This is a genomic window from Novosphingobium cyanobacteriorum (assembly GCF_029436685.1).
Classification (GTDB): domain Bacteria; phylum Pseudomonadota; class Alphaproteobacteria; order Sphingomonadales; family Sphingomonadaceae; genus Novosphingobium; species Novosphingobium cyanobacteriorum.
Genome location: NZ_JAROCY010000010.1, coordinates 62,329 through 80,451 on the forward strand (window position 1 = coordinate 62,329; position 18,123 = coordinate 80,451).

The 18,123-nt window shown below is 65.7% G+C and carries 14 protein-coding genes; 10 read left to right on the top strand and 4 right to left on the bottom strand.

Going from position 1 to position 18,123, the window contains the following annotated elements; translation table 11 throughout:
* Window positions 1-13: 13 nt before the first annotated feature.
* From ahpF to POM99_RS11705, 6 genes are all read left to right on the top strand, one after another.
* Complete coding sequence (gene ahpF / locus POM99_RS11680; RefSeq protein ID WP_277277970.1) at window positions 14-1,570, top strand: alkyl hydroperoxide reductase subunit F; 1,557 nt, start codon at window positions 14-16, stop codon at window positions 1,568-1,570.
* Between the two features lie 110 nt (window positions 1,571-1,680).
* Entirely contained in the window at window positions 1,681-3,615 is a 1,935-nt protein-coding gene (locus POM99_RS11685) for a glycoside hydrolase family 3 protein (protein ID WP_277277972.1), read from the top strand.
* Between the two features lie 78 nt (window positions 3,616-3,693).
* Complete coding sequence (locus POM99_RS11690; protein WP_277277974.1) at window positions 3,694-5,163, top strand: helicase HerA domain-containing protein; 1,470 nt, start codon at window positions 3,694-3,696, stop codon at window positions 5,161-5,163.
* A 123-nt stretch (window positions 5,164-5,286) separates the two neighbouring features.
* Window positions 5,287-5,766, top strand: a complete 480-nt coding sequence (locus tag POM99_RS11695; protein ID WP_277277976.1) for a MarR family winged helix-turn-helix transcriptional regulator — start codon at window positions 5,287-5,289, stop codon at window positions 5,764-5,766.
* A gap of 64 nt (window positions 5,767-5,830) precedes the next feature.
* Entirely contained in the window at window positions 5,831-6,217 is a 387-nt protein-coding gene (locus POM99_RS11700; RefSeq protein WP_277277978.1) for a c-type cytochrome, read from the top strand.
* Between the two features lie 103 nt (window positions 6,218-6,320).
* Window positions 6,321-7,637 (top strand): family 1 glycosylhydrolase, encoded by a 1,317-nt coding sequence (locus POM99_RS11705; protein ID WP_277277980.1) that lies wholly within the window; start codon window positions 6,321-6,323, stop codon window positions 7,635-7,637.
* A gap of 53 nt (window positions 7,638-7,690) precedes the next feature.
* On the opposite strand, the gene lldD is transcribed toward POM99_RS11705, so the two are convergent.
* Both lldD and POM99_RS11715 read right to left on the bottom strand, forming a co-directional pair.
* Window positions 7,691-8,836 (bottom strand): FMN-dependent L-lactate dehydrogenase LldD, encoded by a 1,146-nt coding sequence (gene lldD / locus POM99_RS11710; RefSeq protein WP_277277982.1) that lies wholly within the window; start codon window positions 8,834-8,836, stop codon window positions 7,691-7,693.
* Between the two features lie 38 nt (window positions 8,837-8,874).
* Complete coding sequence (locus POM99_RS11715; RefSeq protein WP_277277983.1) at window positions 8,875-9,081, bottom strand: hypothetical protein; 207 nt, start codon at window positions 9,079-9,081, stop codon at window positions 8,875-8,877.
* Window positions 9,082-9,542: 461 nt separating this feature from the next.
* On the opposite strand from POM99_RS11715, the gene POM99_RS11720 reads away from it, so the two are divergent.
* From POM99_RS11720 to POM99_RS11730, 3 genes are all read left to right on the top strand, one after another.
* Window positions 9,543-12,857: a glycosyl hydrolase gene (locus tag POM99_RS11720; RefSeq protein ID WP_277277985.1), complete on the top strand. Its 3,315-nt coding sequence runs from the start codon at window positions 9,543-9,545 to the stop codon at window positions 12,855-12,857.
* A gap of 68 nt (window positions 12,858-12,925) precedes the next feature.
* On the top strand, window positions 12,926-13,366 hold the full coding sequence (locus POM99_RS11725) for an RrF2 family transcriptional regulator (protein ID WP_277277987.1): 441 nt from the start codon (window positions 12,926-12,928) through the stop codon (window positions 13,364-13,366).
* Between the two features lie 80 nt (window positions 13,367-13,446).
* Entirely contained in the window at window positions 13,447-14,256 is an 810-nt protein-coding gene (locus POM99_RS11730; protein ID WP_277277989.1) for an outer membrane protein assembly factor BamD, read from the top strand.
* Window positions 14,257-14,347: 91 nt separating this feature from the next.
* Here POM99_RS11730 and POM99_RS11735 read toward each other — a convergent pair whose 3' ends face one another.
* Entirely contained in the window at window positions 14,348-15,412 is a 1,065-nt protein-coding gene (locus POM99_RS11735; RefSeq protein WP_277277991.1) for a glycosyltransferase family 4 protein, read from the bottom strand.
* Window positions 15,409-16,311 (bottom strand): UDP-2,3-diacylglucosamine diphosphatase, encoded by a 903-nt coding sequence (locus POM99_RS11740; RefSeq protein ID WP_277277993.1) that lies wholly within the window; start codon window positions 16,309-16,311, stop codon window positions 15,409-15,411. The genes POM99_RS11735 and POM99_RS11740 overlap by 4 nt, the downstream gene beginning before the upstream one ends.
* A 146-nt stretch (window positions 16,312-16,457) precedes the next feature.
* On the opposite strand from POM99_RS11740, the gene recN reads away from it, so the two are divergent.
* A complete protein-coding gene (gene recN, locus POM99_RS11745) occupies window positions 16,458-18,122 on the top strand; it encodes a DNA repair protein RecN (RefSeq protein WP_277277995.1) in 1,665 nt (554 codons plus the stop codon).
* Window position 18,123 lies beyond the last annotated feature (1 nt).

Sequence of the window (18,123 nt, forward strand, 5' to 3'; positions counted from 1 at the left end):
AAAGACCAAGACGATGCCCGTCCTCGATCCTGCCACCACCGCCCAGCTGAAGGCCTACCTCGGCAACCTGCGCCGGCCGATCGAGCTGGTCGCGTCGCTCGATGAATCTCCCAAGTCACTGGAAATGCGTGATCTTGTTCAGGAGGTCGCTGCCCAGTCTGACAAGGTGACCGCCCGCTTCGACGGTGCCGACGCCCGCCGCCCCAGCTTTGCCATCCGTGCCGATGAAGGCCGGGCGGAGGCCGTGTTCGCCGGGCTGCCGATGGGCCACGAATTTACCTCGCTGGTGCTTGCCCTGCTGCATGTCGGCGGCCATCCGCCCAAGGAAGACGCCGAGCTTCTGGACGCCGTCCGTGCGCTGGAAGGGCCGCTTCACTTCGAGACGTTCTTCTCGCTCACCTGCCAGAACTGCCCCGACGTGGTTCAGGCGCTGAACATCATGGCGGCGCTGAACCCCAAAGTGACCCATACCGCCATTGACGGCGCGCTGTTCCAGGACGAGGTCGAGCGGCGCAAGGTCATGGCCGTGCCCATGGTGTTCCTGAACGGGGAACTGTTCGGGCAGGGGCGCATGGACCTGGCGCAGATCATGGCCAAGGTGGACAGCGGCGCCACGGCGCGGGCGGCCGAGAAGATCAAGGCCAAGGAGCCGTTCGACGTGCTCGTGGTCGGTGGCGGCCCCGCCGGCGCGGCAGCGGCAATCTATGCCGCGCGCAAGGGCATCCGCACCGGCGTGGTGGCCGAACGCTTTGGCGGGCAGGTGCTGGACACCATGGGGATCGAGAACTTCATCTCGGTTTCGCACACCGAAGGGCCCAAGCTGGCCGCGCAGCTGGAACAGCACGTGAAGGACTATGATGTCGACGTGATGAACCTGCAGAAGGCGACCGCGCTGAAGCCTGCCAACGGCGATGGCTTTGCCACCGTGGAACTGGAAAGCGGCGCTGCGCTGAAGGCGAAGACCGTGATCCTTTCCACTGGCGCGCGCTGGCGCCAGATGGGCGTGCCGGGTGAGGACGAATACCGCAACAAGGGCGTGGCCTATTGTCCGCACTGCGATGGGCCCCTGTTCAAGGGCAAGCGCACGGCGGTGATCGGCGGCGGCAATTCCGGGGTGGAAGCGGCCATCGACCTGGCCGGCATCGTCGCCCATGTGACGCTGATCGAATTCGACAGCCAGCTGCGCGCCGATGCGGTGCTGCAGGCCAAGCTGCGCAGCCTGCCCAACGTGACCATCGTCACCTCCGCGCTGACGACCGAAGTGCTGGGCAATGGCGAGAAGGTTACCGGCCTGCGCTATCGCGACCGCACCACGGAAGCCGAGCATGTGGTCGAACTGGAGGGCATATTCGTCCAGATCGGCCTTGTGCCCAACACCGAATGGCTCAACGGTTCGATCGCGCTCAGCAACCGGGGTGAGATCGAGATTGACGCACGGGGCGAAACCAGCCTGCCGGGCGTGTTCGCGGCGGGTGACGCCACCACGGTGCCCTACAAGCAGATCGTGATCGCGATGGGCGAGGGCAGCAAGGCGGCGCTTTCGGCGTTTGATTACCTGATCCGCCATTGATCGGCTGACGGTTTGACCGCGAAGGCCGGTTCCTGTGCAAAGTGCAGGGACCGGCCTTTGTGCTGTCTGGAATCTCGATTACATTCCGCGCTTTCGATTGTGGAGAGCGAATGTCCAGGCACCTTGTTCTCGGGGGAATTCTGCTGGCCGCGCTGGCAGGTGGCGCGGCCCTTTCCCAAGCACCGGCAAAGACGGACTGGCGCGATCTCAACCACAACGGTCGGCTAGATCCCTATGAAGATGCGCGGCTGCCCCGGCAAAGGCGTGTAGCCGATCTGCTGGGGCGGATGACCTTGGCCGAGAAGGTCGGCCTCATGCTGCATGGCACGCTGCCGGGTGAGGGCGGCAATCCCATGGGACTGGGGCAATCCTATGACCATGAGGGCGCGGCCCGCCTGATTGCCAGCGGCGTGAACAGCTTCATCACCCGCCTTGATACCGATCCCGCCCGATTTGCTGCGGAAAACAACGCCATCCAGAAAATGGCCGAGCAATCCCGCCTTGGCATTCCGGTGACGATCAGCACCGATCCGCGCAATCACTTTCAGGTGACCGTGGGGGCATCTTCCGCAGGGGGCGGCTTTTCCCAATGGCCCGAAACACTGGGCTTGGCGGCGATCGGTGACGAAGCGCTCGTTGAAAAGTTCGGCCGGACCGCCGCGCGGGAATATCGTGCCGTCGGCATTCACATGGCGCTGTCTCCGCAGGCAGACCTTTACACCGAGCCACGCTGGCCGCGCGGGACCGCCACCTTTGGTTCCGACCCGGCAACCGTGTCGCGGCTTGCCGGGGCCTATGTCCGGGGTTTTCAGGGCAGTGCCAAAGGCCTCGTGACCGGCGGTGTCGCCACCGTGGTCAAGCATTGGGCCGGCTATGGCGCTGAGCCGGAGGGCTTTGACGGCCACAACTGGTATGGGCGCACGGCGCAACTCGACAGTGCAAGCTTTCGCCAGCATCTCGCCGCGTTCGACGGGGCGCTTGCGGCGCATTCGGCCGGCGTGATGCCAACGTACGTTATCCCGCGTGGCGCCACGCGCAACGGAAAGCCGCTGCCCTTGGTGGGGGGCGGCTTCAACAAGCCGCTGATCGACGGGCTGTTGCGCCAGGATCGCCACTTTGCCGGGCTCGTCGTGTCAGACTGGGGCATCACCAACACCTGCCCGGAACAGTGCCGCGCGCCGACAGGGGAAAACCCCCAGGGCTTCGCCATCGCCATGCCCTGGGGCGTGGAGGCACTTTCCGAAAGCGATCGCTTCGCCATGGGCGCCAACGCCGGGATCGACCAGTTCGGCGGCGTGGCCGATCCGGCGCCGCTTTTGCAGGCGATCAAGGCGGGCAAGCTTTCCGTCGCGCGCGTGGATGCCGCAGCGCGGCGCGTTCTCTCGCTGAAGTTCCAGCTGGGCCTGTTCGACAATCCCTATGTCGATCCACAGGCGGCCGCGCGGGTACTGGGCGATCCGCAAAGCACGCAGCTGGCCGAAGCGGCGCAGCGCGCGGCGCAAGTTCTGCTGGCAAACCGTGGCGGCCTGCTGCCACTGTCGGCACCGCGCAAGCTGTGGCTGTCGGGCGTTTCTGCAGAGGCGGCGCGCGCTGCGGGCTTTACCGTTGTGGACGATATCGCGCAGGCCGATGCCGCGATCGTGCGCGTGGCCACGCCCCATGAAGTGCTTCACCCGAACCATTTCTTTGGCCGGATGCAGCATGAAGGGCGGCTCGATTTTCGGCCGGATGACGAGGCGACGCGGACGGTTGCCTATGCCGCCAGCCGGGTTCCGACGATCGTTGCGGTGGATCTCGATCGTGCTGCAGTGCTTACCGTGCTGAACGATGCGCTTCGCCATTCCCCCCGCAGCGCCCTTTTCGGCCTGTTCGGCGCGAGCGATGCGGTGCTGCTGGACCTGGTATCGGGCAAGGCGCGACCGCAGGGCCATCTGCCGTTCGAACTGCCATCATCGGCGCAGGCGGTGGCTGAGCAGGACCCGGCGCGCGGGGATGACAGCCGCAACCCGCTGTTCGCCCGGGGGGCCGGGCTGACCTATCCCTGATCGCCCCGCCGCAAAGCAGGGGATGAAGGCCACGGCGGGGCTTGCCGATTCGGCGCTGCCTCGCCAGAGGCTCTGGCTGTGAGCGCATCCATCGTGATCGGGACCGACCGTTCGGGCGTCCCGGTGAAAGTCGATATCGAGGAACTGCTGGCGACCCGCCTGCTGGTGCAGGGCAATTCCGGGTCCGGCAAGTCACACCTGCTGCGCCGGTTGCTTGAGGAAAGCGCCAGTCTCGTCCAGCAGGTGGTGATTGACCCGGAGGGGGACTTCGTGACGCTGGCCGAGCCGTTCGGCCATGTGGTGGTGGATGGCTCCGCCTATGACCAGGCGGAGATCGCCAAGCTGGCGGCGCGCATCCGCACGCACCGGGCATCGGTGGTGCTTGCGCTCGACGGCCTTGATCTCGAGGCGCAGATGCGTTGCGCTGCGGTTTTCCTCAACACCCTGTTCGATGCGCCGCGCGATGAATGGTATCCGGCGCTGGTGGTGGTGGACGAGGCGCAGATGTTCGCCCCTGCGGCCGCGGGCGACGTGTCCGACGAAGTGCGCCGGCTCAGCCTTGCGGCCATGACCAACCTGATGTGCCGCGGGCGCAAGCGCGGCCTTGCCGGCGTGATCGCCACGCAGCGCCTGGCCAAGCTGGCCAAGAACGTGGCGGCCGAGGCCAGCAATTTCCTGATGGGCCGCACCTTCCTGGATATCGACATGGCCCGCGCGGCAGACCTGCTGGGCATGGAACGGCGGCAGGCAGAGGCGATCCGTGACCTTGAGCGAGGGCACTTCCTTGGCCTGGGTCCGGCCATCGCGCGTCGGCCCGTCGGGGTGCGGATTGCGGACGTGCAGACCCGGGCGCGCAACGTGGTGCAGGGCCTGATGCCATTGCCGAGTGCGGCGGGCAGCGACATGGAATCGCTGCTTCTGGCGGAACCGCTGGCGATGGAGCCGGTGCGCCGGCCTGAGCCGGAGCCCGCCGTGGTGCTTGAGGCGGACGAACTGCTGGAACAGATCGAAAGCACCGTGCCTGCGGCGGAGCAGGTTGAGCCGCCGACCGAGCCGAGCCTGTTCCAGCAGGAGGAAACCGCCTCGCAAGTGGCGGCTATCCTGGCCGAAATGGCTGCCGAGCCGGACTGCACGTTCCAGCAGGCGGCGCAGCTGTTCCAGGATTTCACCGTGCGCTGCCGCATGGCCCGGATCGCCAATACCGGCATCGATCTGGCCGCGTTCCGGCGCCGCTTCGCCATGGCGGTGGCAGGGATCCCCGACGAAAGCGACCTGCGCTGGCGCGATGTGCTGCGGATCGCGGCGCAGGTGCCGGACGACCTGCTGGCCCCGTTCCTGACCCTGGCCGTTGCGGCGACCGAGGGCATGCCCTGTCCCGATGACGACGCCCTGGCCACGATCTATGGCACGCGATCGCCCGGCCGCATCCGGCGGTTGCTGGACCATCTGGAGCGCAGCGGCCTGATCGTGGTGCGCACCGACTATGGCGGCCGGCGCAGCGTGGGCATTCCCGAACTGGGGCTGACAACGGCACCTGTCGCCGCCTGAGCTCCCCCTTTGGGTGCAGTGCGGAATTGTTTTGCCATGCATACGGTTGCTGCCTAATGACAGGCCGCCGCGCGGGGTTGAGATTTGCGGCCGCATGGATTGGGAAGACGAGCCGGGGGCTGCATGACAACCGAACTGCTGACACGCCAGGCGATCACGCCGGAACTGGTTCTTGACGGCCTCGATGACGTTCTGGGTCTGCACATCGGCACGGCCAACACGCTTTTCGTCACGCGTCTCGAACGCCAGCTTGAAGCGATGAAGGTTACGCCCAAGCAGGTCGCCATTCTCTGGCTGGTCAAGGCCAACCCCGGTGTGAAGCAGACAGATCTCTCACGGTTCTTCAAGATCGAGCGGCCCACCGTCCATCAGTTCGTGCGCAGCCTTATGCGCAATGGTTTTCTGATCAACGAACCGTCGAAGCTTGACAGGCGTGCCGGTGGTCTCTGGATCACCGGAGAGGGCGAGACCGTGCTGAGTGCGGCCCGCGTGATCATTGCTGAAAGCGAAGCAGCATTGACCGCCTGCCTTTCCAGCCATGAAAAAAGCGAGCTCTACCGCCTGATCATGAAGGTCTATCTCTCCGCCGCGCAAAAAGGGTGATGCCATTAAGCTGCGCGACAGCCAAAGGGCGTTATCTGCGGATTCGAAATCAGGGGAGTTATCCATGAAGTTTGCCGGACTTATCATTGGGCTGGCCGCTGTCGCCGCCGTTGGTGCGGGTGCGACCAGCGCGACTGCTGCCGGGGCCGACGCGGCCAAGGGCAAGACCGTTTTTGCTCGCTGCGTCGCGTGCCATGACCTGAATACTGGCAAGACCTTGCTCGGCCCCTCGCTCAAGGGTGTGATGGGGCGCAAGGCCGGCTCGGTGGCCAACTTTGCCTATTCTCCCGCGATGAAGGCCAAGGGCGTGACGTGGAATGCGACGACGCTTGATGCCTTTCTCACGGCGCCGATGAAGTATGCGCCGGGCACGCGGATGCCGTTCGCCGGCATCCCCAATGCACAGGACCGTGCCGACCTGATCGCGTATCTGCAACAATCGGCCAAGTGAGACTGAAACCGCTGCGCCGCTCCTGACGACGGCGCAGGCGAACCCGGCTTGCAATCGCATCCTGCGTTGTTAGAAGATTTGTTCTAATAACGCAGGATTGCCCATGTTCGATCGTCGCACCGTTCTGGCCGGGGCTGCAGCCCTCTCTGCCTCGCCCTTGTCGGCAAAGGCCCTGCGCAAGCCCGGCCCGTTGTTTCCGAAGGGCTTTATCTGGGGGGCTGCCACGGCGCCGCACCAGGTTGAAGGCAACAACACGGCGTCCGACCTCTGGCTGGTCGAAAATGTGCCGGGTTCGATCTATGCTGAGCCCTCGCTCGATGCGGCGAACAGCCTTGAGCTCTGGCCGGTCGATCTTGATCTCGTGAAGGCCCTGGGCCTCAATGCCTATCGCTTCGGGATCGAGTGGGCGCGGATCGAGCCGGAGGAAGGCCGGTTCTCGATCGCCATGCTCGACCATTACAAGCGCATGATCGAGGGCTGTCGCGAGCGCGGCATCATGCCGATCGTCACCTTCAATCACTTCACGACACCTCTGTGGTTCGCCAAGCGCGGCGGGTGGGGCGATGCGGGTTCGGCCGATCTGTTCGCCCGGTATTGCGAGCGTGCTGCGCGCCACCTGGCTGCGGGCATCGGATATGCGACCACGCTCAACGAGCCGAACCTTGCGGGCAAGATTCAGGAACTGTTGCCCGGCAACCTGCGGGAGGGAGACAAGGCGACGCAGGAGGCAGCAGCCCGAGCCGTGGGCAGCACGCGCTTTCAGGCGGGCAATGCTCTGTATGTGGCAGATGTTGCCGCTACACAGGCCAACATGATCGCCGCCCACATGAAGGGGCGCGCCGCCATCAAAGGCGTGCGACCTGACCTGCCCGTCGGCACCAGCCTCGCCATGCTGGACGAACAGGCTGCAGGCAAGGACACCACGCTGCGCGACAAGGCTCGCGCCCACTTCTATGATGAATGGCTGAATGCCGTGCGTGGGGACGATTTCCTGGGCGTGCAGAACTACGAACGGCACATATGGGGCAAGGACGGTCAGCTACCCGCGCCTGCCGGTGCGCGGCTCAACACGATGGGCGCTGAAGTCTGGCCGGGTTCGCTTGCCGGAACGGTCCGCTATGCCCATGCCGTGTCCGGCTGTCCGATCATGGTGACCGAACATGGCGTCGGCACCGATGACGACACGATCCGCGAATGGCTGATCCCTGCGGCGCTGGCTGACCTGAAGCTGGCGATGGAGGACGGCGTGCCGGTGCTCGGCTATGTGCACTGGTCGCTGGTGGACAACTTCGAGTGGGGATTTGGCTACCGTATTCATTTTGGCCTGCACTCGCTTGATCGCACGACATTCGAGCGCAAGCCAAAGCCCAGCGCGGCGGTGCTGGGCGCGATAGCGCGGGCGAACAGCCTCAAGGCCTAGAGTCCAGGTGGCACGAGGAGGGCCCGTGGCATCGCATCCTCGCGCGCCGTTCGCTATCTGTTGGCCAGGATCGACCTGTTGATCTCGGCGATGCTGGTGACCGATGTCAGCGCCATCGCCACCCGCATCTCCGCCTCGATCAGCCTGAGCATGTGTTCAACCCCTGCCTGACCGCGCGCGGCCAGGGCAAAGGCCCAGGCCCGCCCCAGCAGCACGCCCTTTGCGCCGAGGGCGATCATGCGCACGACATCGAGCCCCGAACGAATGCCGCCGTCAGCCAGCACGGTCAGCCTGTCTCCCACTGCGTCCACAATGGGCGGCAGCGCCTTGGCCGTTGACAGCACGCCATCCAGCTGTCGCCCGCCATGGTTTGAAACGACGATGCCATCGGCCCCCAGTTTCGCCGCTTCGCGCGCGTCTTCGGGATCGAGCAGACCCTTGATGACCAGAGGGCCTTTCCATTCGGAGCGAATGAAATCGAGATCGCGCCAGCAGATTGTCGGGTCGAAATTGCCGCGCATCCACGCGAAGAAGTCCTCGATCCCGGTCTTGCCATCCATCTTGTGGACCACGTTGCCCAGCGCATGCGGGCGACCGCGAATGCCCACGTCCCACGCCCACTTCGGCTTCATTGCGCCTTGCAGGGTGCGGCGCATGGCCCCCTTCAACCCAGGGGCACCGGCAAGCCCGGTGTGCACGTCGCGATAGCGGCTGCCCGGCACGGCCATGTCAACGGTGAACACCAAGGTGGGGCAACACAGCGCTGCCGCATGTTGCAGCATCTCGCGCATGAAGCCGCGGTCGCGCGTCATATACAGCTGGAACCAGAAGGGCTTGCCGGCAGCCGCGGCCACTTCGGCCATAGAACAGGCCGAGACGGTGGAAAGCGTGAACGGAACGCCCCGGCTCTCGGCAGCACGCACAGCCTGGCATTCGCCGCGCCGGGCGTTGAGCCCGGCAAGGCCGATGGGGGCAAGGGCCACGGGCAGCGCCAGCTTCTGCCCGAACAGTTCGGTCGACAGGTCGATCTGCGAAACGTCGCGCAGCACCCGCTGGCGCAGTGCGATATCCTGCAGATCGGCGACATTCCGCCCCAGCGTGACCTCGGCATAGGAACCACCATCGATGTATTCGAACAGGAAGCGCGGCAGCCGGCGGCGGGCCAGTTCGCGGTAATCGGCAATCGAGGCGGCAATCATGCGGGCGCTCCAGTCCGGGTCTGGCCGATTTCGGCCTGCTAGCGGTTTCTGCAGGCACAGGTGTCACCTTCGAGCGGCACGACCTTTGCCAGTTCACCCCACAGGCACTGTGCGGTTTCTATCAGGCACCGCGCGCCGAAAGAAACATCGATGTGCAAATTGACGGCATGGATCGCCATGTCAGGCCGCCATGCACCAAGTTCGCGCACGAGAGCTTCTGCTCCGACAAGGCGGCCTTCGATCATCAGGCAGTCGGTCGACCTGGCGATTGCCTGGAAGGTGCAATCCACTCTGGCCAAACTGAGGCATGTGGCCACGAGCCGAGTGCTGTTGCCTTAGATATCAAGGTGGCGCAGACCGTGGCTTTCGATCGGCACGTTCGTGCGCAAGACGCGATTGAACTTGCTTTAGTGGCCGACCAAGGGGCTGGCCACGCTGAACGTCTTGCCCAGATCGATGATGGTGGTGGTGCAGCGAGTTACACGCAACCTCTACCCTAAGCCCTTTATATCGATCAATTCTGGCAATACTGATAGCCTTTCCGCGATGGTCAGCCAATCGCGGGGGCGTTATCGATCGTCTGCTGGGTTCATGGACCAAATCGGGCCTTGGAGAGAGATGGATGCCTTTACGCCATAGAGCTGCCGCTGCCCTGCTTCTGGCGAGTTCCGCCCTTCTACCCGGTATTGTGTTTGCAGAAACGCCGGTGCCTGCCGCGCCATCGCTGGAAGCGCAGTTCCGTGATCCACCCGCGAGCGCACGCCCGCGCGTGTGGTGGCACTGGATGAACGGCAACGTGACCAAGGACGGCATCGCCAGGGACATGGCGTGGATGAAGCGTATCGGCATCGCCGGGCTGCAGAACTTCGACGCCAATCTGGGCACGCCGCAGATCGTGGAAAAGCGACTGGCCTACATGACGCCCGAATGGAAGGACGCCTTCCGCTTCGCCGCGCAGGAAGCGGACCGTCTGGGCCTGGAACTTGCCATCGCGGCGTCACCGGGCTGGTCCGAAACCGGTGGCCCCTGGGTGCCCCCGGCCGACGGCCTGAAGAAAGTGGTGTGGAGCGAAATGACCGTTGAGGGTGGCAAGCGGATCAGCGCACCCATGCCGCCGCCGCCTCAGGTCACCGGGCCTTTCCTTGACCTGCCCCTGCATGAGCCATTCGCGGACGGCGGCGCCACCGCCCAGCCACCCCGTCCGCAATACTACACCGACATCGCGGTCCTTGCGTTCCCGGTTCCGGGCCTTGCCGATGTGGCCAGGCCGACAGTGACGACCGGCAGCGGCGTGCCTCTGGACGGAAGGTCCCTGGACGATGGAAGCTTGCAATCCGGCGTCGAACTGCCGCGCGGCACACCAGAAGATCCCGCCTCGCTGACCTTCACCTATCCCGATCCTCGCACGGTTCGATCTGCGACCCTGTTCATCCCCGGGGCGAAGGGCATGTTTTCCGGCGCCACGGTTGAGCCGCAGCTGTTTGCAGCAACCAGCGATGGCCAGTGGCGCAAGATCGCCGATCTGCCGGTCAGCGAAGCGCCGACGACGGTATCCTTCGCGCCCGTTGTCGCGGCGCGTTTCCGCATCGTGCTCACGCCCGCGCCATTCCGGGGCAGCAATCTGGGCGATTCTGCTCCGGGTGCGGCGCCACCGGCATTTCTGCAAGGGCTGTTGGGGGCAGCCAAGGCGCCCTTCCGGGTGGTACAGGCGCGCCTGTCTGCCGAGCCGATGATCGACCGGTACGAAGCCAAGGCCGGGTTCGCCATCGAACGCGATTACTATGCGCTCGGCCAGCCGGATGCCGAAACGCGGGGTGTCGATCCGGCCACCATTGTCAACCTGACGGGCAAGCTGCGGCCCGACGGTACGCTGGACTGGACGCCGCCAAAGGGCAGCGCGTGGCGTATCGTCCGGCTGGGTGCCAGCCTGCTCGGCACCACCAACCATCCCGCTCCGCCAGAGGCCACGGGGCTTGAGGTCGACAAGTTCGATACCGCCGCCGTCACGCGCTATCTCGAACACTACCTCTCCACTTACCGGGATGCAGTGGGTGAGGGCATGGTCGGCCCGCGCGGCGTGAGCGCGCTGTTGACCGATTCGATAGAGGTGGGCGCGGCCAACTGGACCCCGAAGATGGTGGCGCAGTTTACCCGCCTGCGCGGCTATGATCCCACGCCCTGGTTTCCCGCGCTGGCCGGAACGATCGTTGGCACGCGCGCCGAATCCGACAAGTTCCTGTATGATTACCGCCGTACGCTGGCCGAATTGATGAGCGGCGATCACTACGCCACGGTCGCCCGCATCTCCCATGAAAACGGGCTGAAAGTCTATGGCGAGGCGCTGGAGGACAACCGCCCTTCGTTGGGCGACGACATGTCGATGCGCAGCCATGCCGACGTGCCGATGGCCGCCCTGTGGACCTTCAGCCGGAGCAAGGGGCCGAACCCCAGCTATCTTTCCGACATGAAGGGCGCTTCGTCGGTCGCACACGTCTATGGCCAGAACCTGGCGGCGGCGGAATCGATGACCGCGGCGATGTCTCCCTGGAACTTCGCGCCGGCCGATCTGCGCAGGTTCGTCGACCTCGAATTCGCCATGGGCATCAACCGCCCGGTGATCCACACCTCGGTCCACCAGCCAACGGACGACAAGCTGCCCGGCATCTCGCTCGCCATGTTCGGCCAGTATTTCAATCGCCACGAATCCTGGGCGGAAATGGCCAGGCCCTGGGTGGACTACATCTCGCGCAGCTCGCTGCTGCTGCAGGCGGGGCGGAACGTGGCCGATGTCGCCTATTTCTATGGCGAAGAAGCGCCGATCACCGGGCTGTTCGGGCAAAAGCCGGTTTCAGATGCGCCCACGGCCAACGCCTGGGACTTCCTCAGCCCGGATGCGCTTGATGGCGCACTGGTCAACGATGGGGCCCTGCTGCGCTCGCAGGGCGGGGCGCTCTATCACGCGATCTACCTTGGCGGCTCTTCAAGGCACATGACATTGAAGGCGCTGCGTCGGCTGTCCGCGCTGGTCGAGGGCGGCGGTTCGCTCATCGGCCTGCCGCCGGAGTCCTCCCCGGCGCTGGCTGATGCCGATCCCGTCCGTGCTGCCGAATGGGCCGCGCTGGTGCGGAAGCTGTGGCCCGGCACACCGTCCGCCGCAGTGGGCAGGGGCCGCGTGATCGCCACCGCCGATGTCGATGCCGGGCTCAAGGCATTGGCCATCGCACCCGATTTCGTGCCCGCCAACGCCCCCGCCGATGCGCAGGTCCTGTTCGTGCACCGCGCTCTCGGCGATGGCGAACTGTGGTACCTGGCCAACCGCAAGACGCGGGAGGAACGCTTTGAAGGCCGCTTCCGCGTCACCGGAAAGCAGCCGGAACTGTGGCATGCCGACACCGGCAGGAGCGAACCCGTCAGCTACCGCATCGAAAACGGGATAACGGTCGTGCCGCTCGCGCTTCCGGCCGAAAGCTCGGTCTTCGTCGTGTTCCGCAAGCCCGCAACCGCGCAGGCGCGTGAGGTGAGGGCACCGGCGCAGGTGCCATTGGCGTCCATCACCGGGCCGTGGACAGTCACCTTCCAGCCAGGCCGTGGCGCGCCCGCATCGATCGTGCTGCCGGCGTTGCAGTCGTTGGAAACGCACGCCGATCCGGGCGTGAAGTACTTTTCGGGCGAGATGACCTATTCGCGCAGCTTCCGCCTGCCAAAGGGTTACCGCAAGGGCCATCCGTTGTGGCTGGATCTGGGCGCGGTGCACGATCTTGCCGAGGTGACGGTCAACGGCAAGGCCACGGGTGGCGCTTGGCACGCGCCCTATCGAGTGGACATCTCCAACGCCGTGAAGGCAGGGCGGAACCAGCTGTCGATCCGCATTGCCAACACCTGGGTCAACCGGCTGATCGGGGATGCACAGCCCGGCGTCACCCAAAAGGTCTCATGGACTGCCGAACCAAGCTATCTGCCCGATGCCCCGCTGCGACCATCAGGGCTGGTCGGCCCGGTTTCCCTCGCTACTGAACGCTGAACGCCATATTTGCCGGGAAATTCTACCCCCGCCGTTGACTTTCCCGGCCAAACCGCCATTTCTGCGACATGCTTTCGCAGAAGACGCGCTATACCATCCGCGCACTGCAACACCTGGCGGATACTTTCGGAGAGGGGCCGGTGCGCCTTGACGCGATCGCCGATGCCCAGAACATTCCGCGCAAGTTCCTGACCGTGATCCTGTCGGAAATGGCGCGTGAAGGCATCGTGGTTTCACAGCGGGGGCGCGAAGGGGGCTATGAACTCGCCCTGCCGCCGGTGGACATCCGTTATGGCGATATCATCCGGCTCACGCGGGGGAGCCTTGCCCTGGTCCCCTGCGCCAGCCGCAACGCGCACGAACGCTGCGCCAACTGCCTGCCCGAGGCGGAATGCCGGCTTCGCGGCCTGATGCTGGGCCTGCGTGACGAGATGGCCGCGATGCTTGACCGCGTGACGCTGGCCGATCCCATCACGCTTGAACCGCCGTTCGAGGAAGCAGCCTCCTGATTTTTCCGGGCTGAACTTCGCGGGGGAGACGCGCGCAACTTCACTTGGCGTTCAGCAGGTCGCTGGCTATAGCGTGCGCCATGACGCTCGAAGCCCTTCGCCGCAGCCCCCTGCGCATCCCCGTGCTTGCCGCCGCCACGCTCGCCATTGCGCTCACCTCCGGTTGCGGTGGCGGGGCCAAGGCGAAGAAGGACGTGGCCTATGTCGCACGCGACGTGGACACGCTCTATGCCGCGGCCAAGGACCGGCTCGATCGCGGCGATTCCAAGCAGGCCGCCGCCCTGTTCGACGAAGTGGAGCGCCAGCATCCCTATTCGCCCTGGGCCCGCCGCGCCCAGCTGATGAGCGCGTTCAGCTATTACGTCGCGCGCGATTATGCCAAGTCGGTGCAGGCGGCGCAGCGCTTCCTGTCGATCCACCCCGGCAACAAGGACGCGCCCTACGCCTACTACCTCGTCGCGCTGTGCTATTACGAACAGATCAGCGACGTCAGCCGTGACCAGAAGATCACGCAGCAGGCGCTGCAGGCGATGACCGAAGTGGTCCGCCGCTATCCCAACACGCCCTATGCCACCGACGCGCGGCTGAAGCTTGACCTCGTGAACGACCACCTCGCGGGCAAGGAAATGGACATTGGCCGCTTCTACCAGCGCAGTGGCAAGTGGCTGGCCGGCACGCTGCGGTTCCGCACCGTGATCGACAAGTACCAGGCCACCAGCCACACGCCCGAGGCGCTCTATCGCCTTGTCGAAAGCTATCTGGCCCTCGGCTTGCCGCAGGAAGCGCAGAAGGCGGCAGCCGTGCTGGGCAGCAACTTCCCCGGCAGCGAATGGTACGAGCGCGCCTTCAAGCTGATGAACGACAAGGCGCCCGGCACCACCGCCAGCTGACCTTGCCATCTTTGGCAAAAAGAAAGGGCCGCCCGGCGGGGCGGCCCTTTTCGCGTCCGGCAGGGGGGGCTTGGGCCGGCGCGAAACCCTGTCAACCGAACGCTGGCTCCCGCGCTACTGCTGCCGATTCGCTCAGCGCGGTCAGGAACTGGTCCGTCGCGCGGTCCCACGAATAGCGCCCGCCATAGACGGCGGTGCCCATCCGGTCACAGCGCAGGGCCTTGCCGATCGCAATGGAAAGATCCTCGTGCAGGGCGCCAACCTGCATCGGCAGGTCATCGGCGGGGCCATGCCCAGTGGGGCCAACCACATCGATCGGGCCCGGCACCGGATAGGCCGCCACCGGCACGCCGCAGGCCATAGCCTCGATCATCACCAGGCCGAATGTGTCGGTGCAGCTCGGGAATACGAACACGTCTGCCGCGCAATAGGCGCGTGCCAGCCGCTCGCCTGACAGCGCGCCAAGGAACTTCACGTTCGGATAGGCAGCGCGGAGCATGGCAAGGTCCGGTCCGTCACCCACGACGACCTTGGTCCCTGGCACATCGGCATCCAGATAGGCGCGCAGGTTCTTCTCTATCGCCACCCGGCCCACATTGAGCATGATCGGGCGGGGCAGGTGCTTAATCTCGTCAAGCGGCTCGTGGTCAGGGCGGAACAGGTCCTTGTCGATCCCGCGCGACCACAGGCGTGTATGCGTGATGCCCTGTCCGGCAAGCTCCGCCGCCAGCGTCGGGGTGGAAACCAGCACTGCCCGGCTCGCCGCGTGGAACCGGCGCATCAGCGGCCAGAAATGATTGGGGCTCAACCCCGTGCGCACCGCGGCATAGTCTGGAAAGCGCGTGTGAAAAGCGGTGGTGAAGGGCACGCCCTCTGCCTTGCACCAGCTGCGCGCGCTCCAGCCGATCGGCCCTTCGGTGGCGATATGGACGATGTCCGGCCGGAAATCGCGCAGCGTGCGGCGCGTGCCGAAGCGCGGCGCCATGGCGAGCCGGATCTCGCTGTAGCCGGGCAGGGCAAAGGTGAAGAACTGGCTCGGCGTAACCAGCTCAACTTCGTGCCCGCGACGGGTCAGGCGGTCCACGGTCGTGGCCAGCGTGCGGACCACGCCGTTCACCTGCGGGGACCAGGCATCGGTGCAGATGGCGATTCTCATGCGGGCAGCTCCTCGCGTGCGGTGTCGTTCACGGGCATGTCTGCGGGGTCTGTCTTGCGCTGTTCCGCCACCCAGTCGAGGATGCTGATCGCGCCGTCGAAATCCTCGATCAGTGCGGTGCAGCTCTCAACCCAGTCCCCGTCGTTGTAATAGGTCACATCGCCGATCTGGCGGATCTCGGCACAATGGATGTGGCCGCAAACCACGCCGTCCACGCCCATGTCGCGCGCGGCGTGCGCCACCGCTTCCTCGAAGTCGCAGACAAACTGGACCGCGTTCTTCACCTTCTTCTTCATGTAGGCGGAAAGCGACCAGTACGGCATGTCGAGCCGGCGGCGCACCGCATTGAACCAGCGGTTGGCGCGCAGCAGCACTTCGTAGGCCTTGTCACCCAGAAAGGCGAGCCAGCGGGCATAGAGCACCACGCCGTCAAAGCCGTCGCCGTGCGTCACCAGCAGGCGGCGTCCGTCGGCGGTGCGGTGGATCGCCTCCAGCGCCAGCTCCACTCCGCCAAAGCTCATGCCGGCATAGGGGCGCAGCATCTCGTCATGGTTGCCGGCGATCAGCACCACCCGCGTGCCGCGATGCGCCATCTTCAGGATGCGGCGGACAACTTCGTTGTGCGCGTCCGGCCAGTACCAGCCCTTTGACAGGCGCCATCCGTCTACGATGTCCCCCACCAGATAAAGCGTTTCGCATTCGATGCTGCTCAGGAAATCCAGCAGCATCGTGGCGTTGCAGCCACGCGTGCCCAGATGGATGTCGGAAATCCACACCGTGCGCAGCTTGCGCTTGGGGCGGAAGCCGCGCGGCTCGGGAAGGTCCAGCCAGGCCGGGATCGAGGTCGCGAGTTCGGCGGGAGAGGGCAGGGCCCGCTTGGGTCGTGCACTGGTCGGCATGGCGTTGCCTCTTCGGTTTCGTTCCATCTGCCGCGAATCCCTGTCACATTCGTGTTTCGTTCGCATGGCACGCCGTCATGGATGTGAAACAAGAGGGGAACGCAGGGGCGTGACGCGGCCTTCGGGACGCGTTATGGACCGGCAGGATGCTGACCGGACTTTCCATCCGCAACGTGGTGCTGATCGAGGCGCTGGACCTTGCCTTTGCGCGCGGACTCGGCGTGCTGACGGGCGAAACCGGCGCGGGCAAGTCGATCCTGCTGGATTCGCTCGGGCTCGTGCTGGGGGATCGTGCCGATGCCGGGCTTGTCCGCGCGGGCGAAGATCTTGCCAGCGTGACCGCCACTTTCGAATTCGCCGAACTGCCCGATGCGCTGCGCGCGGCGCTGGCCGATGCGGAGGTCGATGTCGAACCGGGCGAACCGCTGATCGTCAAGCGCCGGGTCAAGGCCGATGGCGGCAGCAAGGCTTTCGTCAACGACCAGCCAGTGAGCGTCGCCCTCCTGCGTGAAATGGCGCGCAGCCTGGTCGAACTGCACGGCCAGCACGACGATCGCGGTCTGGTGAATGCGCGCGGTCACCGCGCATTGCTGGATCGTTACGCGCGCGCCGCCGTGGGTGAAGTGGCCGAGGCGTGGGACCGCTGGCGCAAGGCGGAGGATGAACTCGCCACCGCCGTGGCGCAGGTGGAGGCCGCCAGGGCCGAGCAGGACCTGCTGCTGGCCCACCTTGCCGAACTGGCCGCGCTGGAACCCGTTGTGGGCGAGGAAGACGAACTCGCCAGGGCCCGCGCCGACATGCAGAAGGGCGAGAAGCTCTCCGACGATCTTTCCGCTCTCCAGCACCTCTGGTCCGGCTCTGACTCGGCGCTCGCCACCCTGCGCGGTGCCGCGCGCCGGCTTGATCGCATCGCCAACGAGCACCCGCTGCTGGCCGAAGCGCTCGAATCACTCGATCGCGCGTTGATCGAGGCGGGCGAGGCGGAGGACCGCATCACGGCTGCTGTCGATGCCCTGGCCCACGATCCCCTCGCGCTCGACCGGATCGAAACCCGCCTGTTCGATCTGCGCGCCGCCGCCCGCAAGCATGGCTGCACCGTGGACGATCTGCCCGATCGCATGGCTGCGATGCGCACCGCGCTCGACGCCATCGAAGGGGGCGAGGCGCACATCGCCGCGCTTCAGCGCGCCGCGCAGGAAGCCGGGCTGGACTACCGGGCCAAGGCCGAAGCGCTCTCTGTCACCCGCGCCGAAGCCGCGCGCCGGCTTGACAAGGCGGTTGCCGCCGAGCTGGCCCCGCTCAAGCTCGATGCCGCAAAGTTCCACACCGCCGTTGTCCGCCTGCCGGAAGACCGCTGGTCCTCGCTCGGCGTCGATGCTGTCGAGTTCCTCATTTCCACCAATCCCGGCGCCGATTTCGCCCCGCTCGCCAAGATCGCCTCGGGCGGCGAACTCTCGCGCTTCATCCTCGCGCTCAAGGTCGCCCTTGCCGAAGAAGGCGGTGCGGCCACGATCATCTTTGACGAGATCGACCGCGGTGTCGGTGGCGCTGTCGCCAGCGCGATCGGCGAACGCCTCGCCCGGCTCGCCTCGGCAGGTCAGCTCCTGGCCGTCACCCACAGTCCGCAGGTCGCCGCGCGGGGCAACGCGCACTATCTCATCGCCAAGAGTTCCGAAGGCACCGTCACCCGCACCTCGGTCATGCTGCTCGATCAGGCCGGCCGACAGGAAGAGATCGCCCGCATGCTCTCCGGGGCGGAGATCACCGCAGAAGCGCGCGCGCAGGCGGACCGGCTACTGGAACAGGCCTGAT

Coding starts and splice junctions, on each gene's coding strand:
- lldD (WP_277277982.1), bottom strand. CDS start 8,836: ATGATTGCCGCCTCGATTGCCGATTACCGCGAACTGGCCCGCCGCCGG.
- ahpF (WP_277277970.1), top strand. CDS start 14: ATGCCCGTCCTCGATCCTGCCACCACCGCCCAGCTGAAGGCCTACCTC.
- POM99_RS11685 (WP_277277972.1), top strand. CDS start 1,681: ATGTCCAGGCACCTTGTTCTCGGGGGAATTCTGCTGGCCGCGCTGGCA.
- recN (WP_277277995.1), top strand. CDS start 16,458: ATGCTGACCGGACTTTCCATCCGCAACGTGGTGCTGATCGAGGCGCTG.
- POM99_RS11735 (WP_277277991.1), bottom strand. CDS start 15,412: ATGAGAATCGCCATCTGCACCGATGCCTGGTCCCCGCAGGTGAACGGC.
- POM99_RS11695 (WP_277277976.1), top strand. CDS start 5,287: ATGACAACCGAACTGCTGACACGCCAGGCGATCACGCCGGAACTGGTT.
- POM99_RS11715 (WP_277277983.1), bottom strand. CDS start 9,081: ATGATCGAAGGCCGCCTTGTCGGAGCAGAAGCTCTCGTGCGCGAACTT.
- POM99_RS11740 (WP_277277993.1), bottom strand. CDS start 16,311: ATGCCGACCAGTGCACGACCCAAGCGGGCCCTGCCCTCTCCCGCCGAA.
- POM99_RS11730 (WP_277277989.1), top strand. CDS start 13,447: ATGACGCTCGAAGCCCTTCGCCGCAGCCCCCTGCGCATCCCCGTGCTT.
- POM99_RS11700 (WP_277277978.1), top strand. CDS start 5,831: ATGAAGTTTGCCGGACTTATCATTGGGCTGGCCGCTGTCGCCGCCGTT.
- POM99_RS11705 (WP_277277980.1), top strand. CDS start 6,321: ATGTTCGATCGTCGCACCGTTCTGGCCGGGGCTGCAGCCCTCTCTGCC.
- POM99_RS11725 (WP_277277987.1), top strand. CDS start 12,926: ATGCTTTCGCAGAAGACGCGCTATACCATCCGCGCACTGCAACACCTG.